This is a genomic window from Pseudomonas sp. MF6747 (assembly GCF_963890955.1).
Lineage (GTDB): Bacteria > Pseudomonadota > Gammaproteobacteria > Pseudomonadales > Pseudomonadaceae > Aquipseudomonas.
In genome coordinates this window covers 23,386-33,215 of record NZ_CAWPSZ010000052.1, presented here as the reverse complement: position 1 = coordinate 33,215, position 9,830 = coordinate 23,386, and the positions used below count along the sequence as shown (strand labels likewise).

At 61.3% G+C, this 9,830-nt stretch carries 7 protein-coding genes and 1 pseudogene; 1 reads left to right on the top strand and 7 read right to left on the bottom strand.

The features are described from left to right. Window positions 1–146: 146 nt before the first annotated feature. From AACW30_RS28840 to pilM, 7 genes and pseudogenes are all read right to left on the bottom strand, one after another. Window positions 147–1,721 carry an SPOR domain-containing protein gene (locus AACW30_RS28840; protein ID WP_200623985.1) on the bottom strand — a complete coding sequence of 525 codons (1,575 nt, stop codon included), beginning with the start codon at window positions 1,719–1,721 and terminating at the stop codon, window positions 147–149. 10 nt (window positions 1,722–1,731) lie between these two features. Then, entirely contained in the window at window positions 1,732–2,832 is a 1,101-nt protein-coding gene (aroB, locus tag AACW30_RS28835) for a 3-dehydroquinate synthase (RefSeq protein WP_200623984.1), read from the bottom strand. Between the two features lie 124 nt (window positions 2,833–2,956). After that, a complete protein-coding gene (gene aroK, locus AACW30_RS28830; protein ID WP_017138567.1) occupies window positions 2,957–3,475 on the bottom strand; it encodes a shikimate kinase AroK in 519 nt (172 codons plus the stop codon). Window positions 3,476–3,479: 4 nt separating this feature from the next. Then, window positions 3,480–4,733, bottom strand: a pseudogene (locus AACW30_RS28825) (type IV pilus secretin PilQ); the annotation flags it as partial. 141 nt (window positions 4,734–4,874) lie between these two features. Further along, window positions 4,875–5,846, bottom strand: a complete 972-nt coding sequence (locus AACW30_RS28820; protein WP_200623982.1) for a pilus assembly protein PilP — start codon at window positions 5,844–5,846, stop codon at window positions 4,875–4,877. After that, the gene (locus tag AACW30_RS28815; RefSeq protein WP_106577526.1) at window positions 5,843–6,394 is read right to left on the bottom strand and encodes a PilN domain-containing protein; all 552 of its coding nucleotides are present in this window, start codon (window positions 6,392–6,394) and stop codon (window positions 5,843–5,845) included. The genes AACW30_RS28820 and AACW30_RS28815 overlap by 4 nt, the downstream gene beginning before the upstream one ends. Continuing rightward, a complete protein-coding gene (pilM, locus tag AACW30_RS28810) occupies window positions 6,394–7,047 on the bottom strand; it encodes a type IV pilus assembly protein PilM (protein ID WP_106577763.1) in 654 nt (217 codons plus the stop codon). The genes AACW30_RS28815 and pilM overlap by 1 nt, the downstream gene beginning before the upstream one ends. A gap of 221 nt (window positions 7,048–7,268) precedes the next feature. Between pilM and AACW30_RS28805 the strand changes: the two genes are divergently transcribed. Next, window positions 7,269–9,734 carry a penicillin-binding protein 1A gene (locus AACW30_RS28805; RefSeq protein ID WP_372239314.1) on the top strand — a complete coding sequence of 822 codons (2,466 nt, stop codon included), beginning with the start codon at window positions 7,269–7,271 and terminating at the stop codon, window positions 9,732–9,734. Window positions 9,735–9,830 lie beyond the last annotated feature (96 nt).

Genomic DNA, 9,830 nt, shown 5'->3' with positions numbered 1-9,830 from the left:
TGCTAGTCAAAACTTTTTTAGTCTTGACTGCCACGACTCAAACGCAACGTGCGCAGACACCACAAAGCGCGCGGCCTTCAGGGCTGCACGCTTTTGTAGTTTTTTGAGGTGCCGGGAGAGGCGGCCTGGGTAAGGCCGCCGAATCTTCAGCGAGTTGTTGCGAGTTCTTGTTGAACGCTGGCAACAGTGCGAGGCCAAGGTTTACCAGCCTGAACCTTCGCTGGCAAGGCCTTGATAGCGGATTCAGCTGCTGCACGGCTGGAGAAGTTGCCGTAGGTGATCACGTAGAGAGGCTTGCCGTTGAGCACTTTCTTGAAATAACGGTACTCACCGCCCTGCTCTTTCACGAACGCCTGAGCGTTGGCTTCGGAGCTGGTGCCGAGGATCTGCACCACGAAGTTGCCGGTTGGCTGGCTGGTGTACCAGCTGCTGCCGGTGCCGCCGGCCTTGGCGACGGTGGCGGCGGGCTTCTCAGCAGGCTTGGCAGCCGGAGCCGGCGCTGGCTTGGCGGCTGGCGCGGGTGCGACAGGCTTGGTCACCGGCGCTGGCGCTGGCTTGGCAGTGGCGACAGTCGGTGCAGGGGTCGGCTTGGCAGCCGGAGCTGCTGGCTGACCGGCTGGCACGCCCGCAGGCGGCGCGGTAGTGGTCACGGTCGGCGGCGTGGCGCTGGAGCCCTCCACCGGCACACCGTCGTCACCTTCGGAAATGCCACCGGCTTCTTCGGCGAGTGGGCCGCGCATTACCGGCTGGCCAACCATCGGCAGGTTGGTCGGTTGGCCGGAGTTGGCGAATTCGACGTTTGGCGTGGGTTTGCCCAGTGGCAACTGCGCCTGTTCGGTTGGCGCGCCGGCGGTGGCGGGAGCCTTGCTACGACCTGGGATCAACCAGGCGGCGGCGACAGCGACCACGACAACGGCGGAAATAGCCAATACGTGCTTCTTAGGCATAGTAAACCCCATCTTTGGACGCTTAACCGCAGAGCGGCTTGCAATCATGGCTTCGATCAAGGCATCCCGGGCAACCTGGTTGATGGTGCCAGGCCAGCCGTCGGAGCTTTCGTGAATATCAGAGATCTGCGCAGCGGAGAAAAGTTCGATACCGGCCCCGGCGCCCTCAAGGCGTTGGGCCAGGTATTCGCGGGTTTCTTCCTCTTCGTACGGCTGCAATTCGATGACGTGAAACAGCTCCTGATCACCGCTGATCTGCTCCAGATCGGCGATCAACGACGACTCGCCAAACAGGAACACGTGCGGGCGGCCTTCAGGCGTACCCGCCGCCAGCGCCAGCAGCGCTTCCAGGGCGGATTCGTCGAGCTGCTCGGCGTCGTCTACCAGCAAGTAGACTTCCTGGCCGGTCAGGCCCAGTTGCACCACTTGCTTGAGAATCGCGTTCGGCTCGGCATTGGGTACATTCAGCGCCTGGGCCACTTGGCGCAACACGCCCGCCGCGTCACCGGCACCACGGGCCGACACCACCACGCTCTGTACCGATTGTTTGTTGGTGCTGGCGACCAGTGCCTGGCGCAGCAGGGTCTTGCCGCTGCCCAACGGCCCGGTGACCACCAGCAACAGCTGGCTGTAGCGCGCCAGATGGTGCAACTGGCCAAGCACCGGCTTGCGCTGGGCAGGGAAAAATTTGAAGCCAGGTACCCGCGGAGCAAAAGGGTCGTGGCTTAACTGGTAATGGCCGAGGAACGCCTCGTCGGCATGCAAACTAGTCATCGGGATCTTATTAACCTTTAAGCTGGGCCAGGGCGCGGTAATCCGCTCCCAGCGTGGCCTGTAAAATCTCTTTCGGATAATCGTCGGTCACTACCGCTTCGCCCATGTGGCGCAGCAGCACCAGTCGTAGGCGACCGTCGATCACTTTCTTGTCTATTGCCATATGTTCGAGGAAATCCGCCTCGGTCATCTCCTGAGGAGGAACAACCGGCAAACCGGCGCGCTGGAACAGGCGAATACCCCGATCCCGCTCCTGGGCACTGATCCAGCCCAGGCGGTGCGACATCTCCAACGCCATCACTGTGCCAGCCGCTACGGCTTCCCCATGCAACCACACACCATAGCCCATGTGCGTTTCGATCGCATGGCCGAAGGTGTGACCCAGGTTCAAGGTGGCGCGTACGCCGGACTCCCGCTCGTCGGCATTTACCACCAGCGCCTTGGCGGCGCAGGAGCGTGAAATCGCCTTGGTCAGTGCCACCTGATCCAGAGCGCGCAGGGCGTCCATATGCTCTTCAAGCCAGGTCAGGAACGGCTCGTCGCAGATCAGCCCGTACTTGATGACTTCCGCCAGGCCCGCCGACAGCTCGCGCGAAGGCAGGGTGTTCAGCGTCGCGGTGTCGATCAGCACGGCCTGGGGCTGATAGAACGCACCCACCATGTTCTTGCCCAGCGGGTGGTTGATGCCGGTCTTGCCACCGACCGACGAATCGACCTGGGACAACAAGGTGGTTGGCACCTGGATAAAGTCCACGCCGCGCTGGTAACAGGCCGCCGCAAAGCCGGCCATGTCGCCGATCACACCGCCGCCCAGGGCGACTACGGTGGTCCGGCGGTCATGACGCGCAGTCAGCAGGCCATCAAAGATCAGTTGCAGGGTTTCCCAGTTCTTGTGGGCCTCGCCGTCAGGCAGGATCACCGAAATCACCGAGTACGCCGCAAGGCTGCGGCTCAGGCGCTCAAGATACAGCGGCGCGACCGTTTCATTGGAGATGATCGCCACTTGCCGACCGGCAATATGCGGGGCAAGCAACTCGGGCAGGTCCAACAAACCTTCGCCAATATGGATTGGGTAGCTGCGCTCGCCTAGATCGACCTTAAGTGTCTGCATGTGTCCCCGCGTGAAGATGGATATACGATCGGCAACGCTCAGATCTGACGCTGCCTGATGGCTCTACGCCACACCTCGAAGGCTGTTAGCGCGCCGCCGAGAATAGCGCATTTCGGGTCTGGCTTTAACGGGGTGGCAGCTGCTGTAAACGCTCGAGAATGTCGAGAACGACCATTCGCGGCGGCCGCTCATCGGTTTCCACCACCAGATCGGCAATTTCCCGATACAGCGGATCGCGCAGCGTCAGCAAATCCCGCAGGGTTTTTGCCGGGTCGGCAGTGCGTAACAACGGGCGATTCCGGTCGCGGGCGGTGCGGCCCACTTGCTGCTCGACCGACGCATGCAGGTAGACCACGCGCCCACCGGCATGCAGCGCCCGGCGGTTTTCATCGCGCATCACAGCGCCGCCGCCGGTGGCCAATACCACGCCGTCGCAACCGCACAGCTCGGCAATCATCGCCTGCTCGCGGTCGCGAAAGCCCAGTTCGCCTTCCTTATCGAAGATCCATGGGATATTGGCGCCCGTGCGCAATTCAATTTCCTTGTCGGAATCTTTGAATGGCAGGCGCAGCTCTTTGGCCAGCAAACGGCCGATGGTGCTTTTTCCAGCCCCCATCGGTCCTACAAGAATCAAATTTCGCACAGAATCAACGACTCACAGCAATCGCCTGGTTATTCATAATACGCGGAGTCAGGAATACCAGCAGCTCGGATTTTCTTTCCGCCATCACATCGCGCCGGAAAAGGCGGCCAAGATACGGCACATCGCCTAAAAATGGCACTTTATCTACCACTTTGCTCTGGGTATTGGAGAAAACGCCACCGATGACGATGGTCTCGCCATCCTTGACCAGCACCTTGGCGTTGACTTCGTTTTTCTTGATCGGTGGCACGTCGTTGAGCTTGTTCAGGTAGTCGGGCTCATCCTTGGTAACCTTGACCTCCATGATCACCCAGCCATCAGGGGTGATTTGCGGGGTCACTTCCAGCGATAGCGAAGCTTCCTTGAACGACACTGAAGTGGCGCCACTGGAGCTGGATTCCTGATAGGGAATCTCGGTGCCCTTGAGGATCCGTGCCGTCTCCTTGTCGGAAGTGACCACCTTGGGCTGTGAGACGATTTCGCCGTTGCCGGTTTTCTCCATGGCCGTCAATTCAAGGTCCAGCAACAGGTTGTTGGTGATATAGGCGATGCCCAAGCCCGATGTACCGGTGAGCGCACCCATGTCGACAAATGGCGAACTGACAGGGTTCTGCGGTGGCTCGGCACCGGAGGCCAAGGGTTTGCTGATGCCCCCAGCGCCCCAATTGGCACGGTTGAGTCGCCCTCCCCAGCGCACGCCGAGGCTTTTGTCATAATCAACATTGGCCTCGACGATCCGCGCCTCGATCATCACTTGGCGCACCGGGACGTCCAGTTGCGCCACAATCCGGCGCAGCTCTTCGAGGCGCTCGCCAGTCTGGTACGCAATGATGTTATTGGTGCGGTCATCCACTGCCACGGAACCGCGCTCATCGCCGGCGCCTTCAAGGCCTGTCACCGACTGGAACAGCTTGGCCAGGTCCGCCGCCTTGGCGTAGTTGACCTGCAACAGCTCGCGGCGCAAAGGCGCCAGCTCGGCCATCTGCCTGCGCGATTCCAGCGTGAGCAATTCACGCGCCGCCAGCTCATCGGCAGGTGCCACCAGCAAAACGCCGGCCTTCACGCGCTTATCCAGCCCCTTGGTCTGCAATACCAGGTCCAGCGCCTGGTCCCAGGGCACGTCCTTGAGCCGCAAGGTAATGGAGCCTTGCACTTCATCGCTGGCAACCAGGTTGAGCCCGGCGACATCGGCAATCTGCTGCAATACCGCGCGCACATCGATGTTCTGGAAGTTGAGGTTCAGTTTGGCGCCGTTATAGGTGCCTGGCGCCGCGCTGCCAGGCGGCGGCAGCTGGATAAGGTCCACACGATTGGGCACAGCGAATGCCGTCGGTGCCATGAACGCTATCCATAGCGCCACACCGAAGGACGAGAAAGTCCATTTCATTGTTTGATTCCGTTATGAGTTGAGTTTCAACACGAGGGTTCGCGGGCGCTCCAGCCACGCGCCCTGTTTATCGGGGAACAGCTCTGCCAGCTCGATGTAGCCGTCATGAATGGCCGTGACCTTGCCGTGGTTCGGCCCCAGGTAGTCGCCAACGGCCAGCCGGTGCACCGTGGAGGCCACACGCAACAGCGCAAAGTTCTGCTCACCGCGAGACAGCGTACCGACCATCTCGAACTGGTCGATGGCGACCTTTTCCAGGGCGCCGCGGGCTCGGGCAAGGTCGGGCGCCAGCACCGGGCGTCCGGGCAGGTGATCAACCTGCAATGCAACCGGCTGGAACGGGTCACGCAGGGAAAATGCGTCGTAGACGAATGCTGGCCCCGACTCGAAAACCGAGTCAGGTTCGCCGCGCAGCGACGTGCTGCGGTAGGTCTTCACCAACATGCCGAGGCGCAGCAACGACCCTTCAGAACGAAGCGTGATGTCATGCACGGTAACGATCCGGGACAAGCCGCCCAACGCACTCACGAAGGTAGCCAGGTCGTGGTAGGCCCCAACCACATCGACCTGCACCGGCTCCTCGATGTAAAACGGCCGAGTTTGCTCGTCCAGCACCGTGATACCTTCGACCACCACGCCGTTGGCAGCCACCAGCCGCGCAATTTCATCCAGCAGGGCAGGCATGTCAGGTGTGCCAGACAAATGCCCTAAGGCCCCGCCGGTTTTTTCCTGCATCACCTGAGCCGGGTGGGCACCGCCCTCAAGCCGGGAGGCCAGATCGACTTTCTGCGCGAGCACCTGTTGTAAGACCTCTTCCTGCGCCTCCCGCTCGTGCAAACGCTCGCGTGACGGGCTCAAATAAACGCAATCGCCCACCACCAGCACCAAGCCTGCCAGCGCACAGCCCAGCAGAAGCTTGCCCGGCAAGGGCCATTTCGAAGCGTTGTGAGAGAACGTGGAAAAGTCGAGCCTGGGCAGGCTCAAGGCTGAGCCTCGGTGGATTCCCCCTGGCGCACCATCAACTGGAATTCGTTACCGCCCCGCTCGCCCTCTGCTCGCACATGCTGCAGCCGAGTGGCGTGGGTGCCCTGCGAGGCTTCCAGGCGGCGCATCAGTTGAGCAATGTCCTGGCTGGACTCGGCACTGCCGCTGACGCTGATGGTGTCGCCGTTCGCCACCACTTCATGCAGATGGACACCCTCGGGCACCGCGCGGGCCAGTTGATCAAACATCTGGGCGCTGGAAGAGCGGGCATCATGCAGGTCCTGCACGACTTTCATGCGCGCGGCCAGTTGCTGGCTTTGCTCCTGCAAGTCACCGATGGTCTTGATGCGCGAATCGACGACTGTCACTTCTTTGCTCAGGTGGTTATTGCGTGCGCCCTGCCGGTCGATGGCCTGGTCGATCACCTGGTCCGCCAGCCATAACGCCGCGAAGGCCGCACAGGCAAACGCCAGCAAAAACATCAGAAAGTATTTGCGACGCCGGTCCGCCAGGGCTTGTCGCCAGGGCAAAAGGTTGATTCTTGTCATCAAGCGAAACTCCTCAGGGCCAACCCGCAAGCAATTCCCATCCCGTGGGCATCCACGGCCCATTGTGTGCCATCGACTTGATGACCCGGCGTGAAGCTGGCGAAATCCTGACTGCAAGCGCGCTCCAATGCAAACCCTTCGACATCCACCACCCGCGTCACGAGCCCCGCCAGGGCCAAAACCGCAGTGCGAGCCTCGACTTGCTCCCTCAGGCAGGCAGCCAGTAAAACCTCGACCCGGGCCGGATCCTGGGCCGAAGGGCCACGCACCTGAAAATCGATGGCCACCTCATCCAGCGGGTAAGGAATGTACTGGTCGGCTTCCATCTGGATCTTCCACACCATCTCTTCATCACTGAGCCCTGCCTCCATGTCGATGACCCGCGTGATGACCGACGGGCCCGCTACAGCAACCGCCGCCTGCCGTGCGGACGTGCGTAGTCGGGATAACGCCAGGTGCAAGGCTCGCCCTGCCTCTTCAAGGTCCAACAAAGTGCCATCAACCATCGCATTCGGCGGCAACATTTGGGTGCTGTAGCCCTGCACCTGGTAACCCGCGGCCGAACGGCCCAGTTCTATCAGCTTGATGCCCGTGTCATTGATGTCGACACCCAGCAGGGTGTCGGTTTTGCGCCTGAAAAATCCCTTTCTCATAAAACTCCCCAAAACTTTGCCTGTCATACCGCCTGATTACCACCGGCCACCGTGCATTCGGTCGACTTGTTTGAGTGGCGTGAATGACGCCCCAAGCCGAAAAATGCTTTAATGCCCAGCGTTTTTTCCCGCTATTTATCTGCTGCTCGGGTCGATCCATCGTTTGCCATGCATGCCCCGACGCCTAACTCATTCTTTTCTCTGGAAATCCAAAAGCCTTGATTCGTCTGCTGAAGTTTTTCGGGTACTCCATTGTCGCGATCGTCTGCGGGCTGCTGCTCGTACTCAGCGGTGCCTACCTCTACCTTAGTCCGGGTTTGCCTTCCGTAGAGGCACTCAGAAGTATCCAGTTGCAGATTCCTTTGCGGGTCTACAGCAGCGACGAGAAACTGATCGCGGAGTTCGGCGAGATGCGCCGCACACCGATCCGTTTCGCCGACATTCCACCCAATTTCATCAATGCCCTGCTGTCGGCAGAAGACGATAATTTCGCCAATCACTACGGCGTTGACCCCAGCAGTCTGGTGCGTGCGGCTACCCAGCTGGTAAAAAGCGGACACATTCAATCCGGTGGCAGCACCATCACCATGCAGGTGGCGAAGAACTTCTTCCTCACCAGCGAGCGCAGTTTTTCGCGCAAGGCCACTGAAATCCTGCTGGCCCTGCAGATCGAACGCCAGCTGACCAAGGACGAGATCCTTGAGCTGTACGTGAACAAGATCTACCTGGGTAACCGCGCCTACGGCATCGAAGCGGCGTCGCAGGTCTACTACGGCAAGTCGATTCGTGATGCCAGCCTGGCGCAAATGGCAATGATTGCCGGCCTGCCCAAGGCCCCTTCGCGCTTTAACCCGCTGGCCAACCCGGCGCGCAGCAAAGAGCGCCGCGACTGGATCCTTGGCCGCATGTACAAGCTGGGCAAGATCGACCAGGCCGCCTATGAAAGCGCCGTGGCCGAGCCCCTGAATGCCAGCTACCACGTGCCGACGCCGGAAGTGAACGCACCGTATATCGCTGAAATGGCGCGCGCCGAGATGGTCGGCCGTTACGGCAGCGAGGCCTACACCGAAGGCTTCCGCGTGACCACGACCGTTCCCAGCAACTTGCAGGAAATTGCCAACAACTCGGTACGCGATGGCCTCGTCACCTATGACCAGCGCCACGGCTACCGCGGCCCCGAATCCCGCCTGCCCGGCAAGACGCTGAGCGCCTGGACCACTGAACTGGGCAAACAGCGCCCGATCAGCGGCCTGGAACCCGCCATCGTCACCCAAGTGAAGAAAGATGGCGTGCAGGTGCTGACCCGCTCCGGCGAAGCGCATGTGCCGTGGGACAGCATGAAGTGGGCACGCCCCTTCCTGAACACCAACAGCATGGGCCCGATGCCCAAGCAGCCCTCGGACGTGGCGCAGGTGGGTGATTTGATCCGCGTGCAACGCCAGAAAGACGACAGCCTGAAATTCAGCCAGGTCCCTGTGGCCCAAGGCGCGCTGGTGTCCCTGGACCCGCAGAACGGTGCGATCCGCGCCCTGGTCGGCGGTTTTGCCTTCGAGCAGAGCAACTACAACCGTGCGACCCAGGCCAAGCGCCAGCCGGGCTCGAGCTTCAAGCCGTTCGTCTACAGCGCCGCACTGGATAACGGCTACACCGCCGCCAGCCTGGTCAACGACGCCCCGATAGTGTTTGTCGACGAGTACCTGGACAAGGTCTGGCGCCCGAAGAACGACACCAACACCTTCCTCGGCCCGATCCGCATCCGCGAGGCGCTGTACAAGTCGCGTAACCTGGTGTCGATCCGCCTGCTGCAGGCAATGGGCGTCGGCAAAACCATCGACTACATGACGCGTTTCGGCTTCAACAAGTCGGACCTGCCGCCCAACCTGTCCCTGGCGCTGGGCACCGCGACCCTCACGCCGATGGAAATCGCCACGGGCTGGAGCACCTTTGCCAACGGCGGCTATAAGATCTCACCGTACCTGATCGACAAAATCGAAAGCCGCAATGGCGACACCCTGTTTACCGCCAACCCTCCGCGCGTACCGGGTGACGTGGTCAACGGCGTGGCGGCGCCTGATGGCATCGCGGCGCCCAGCAACGGCGGCATCACCATCGAGCCGACACCGGGCGCAGCGCCAGCCACACCGAACACTGCCGCCGCAAACGAGCCACAAACGCCCGCAGTCGCTGAACGCGTAGTGGATGGCCGCACCACGTATATCCTCAACAGCATCCTGGAAGACGTGATCAAGAAAGGCACCGGCCGTCGCGCCCTGGCGCTGGGCCGTGCGGACATTGCCGGCAAGACCGGTACCACCAACGACTCCAAGGACGCCTGGTTCTCCGGCTACAACGCCGACTACGTGACCACCGTGTGGACCGGCTACGACCAGCCGGAAAGCCTGGGTCGCCGCGAGTTTGGTGGCACCGTCGCGTTGCCGATCTGGATGAGCTACATGGGCGCGGCCTTGAAGGACAAGCCGTTGCACACCCAGCCTGAGCCGGAAGGCATTCTCAGCCTGCGCATTGACCCGGTGAGTGGCCGTGCGGCTTCGCCAAGCACGCCGAACGCGTACTTCGAGCTGTTCAAGAGCGAAGACACGCCGCCGTCGGTCAACGAACTGGGCAATGGCGTTGCACCGGGCAGCCCGCTGCCGGCGGATGAAGGGGCGCCGATCGATTTGTTCTGATCGCGACCGCGAGCTGACGAGGTGCAAAATGTGGGAGGGGGCTTGCCCCCGATAGCGAACTTCCAGCCAATGAAGCTGCTGACTGATACATCGCAA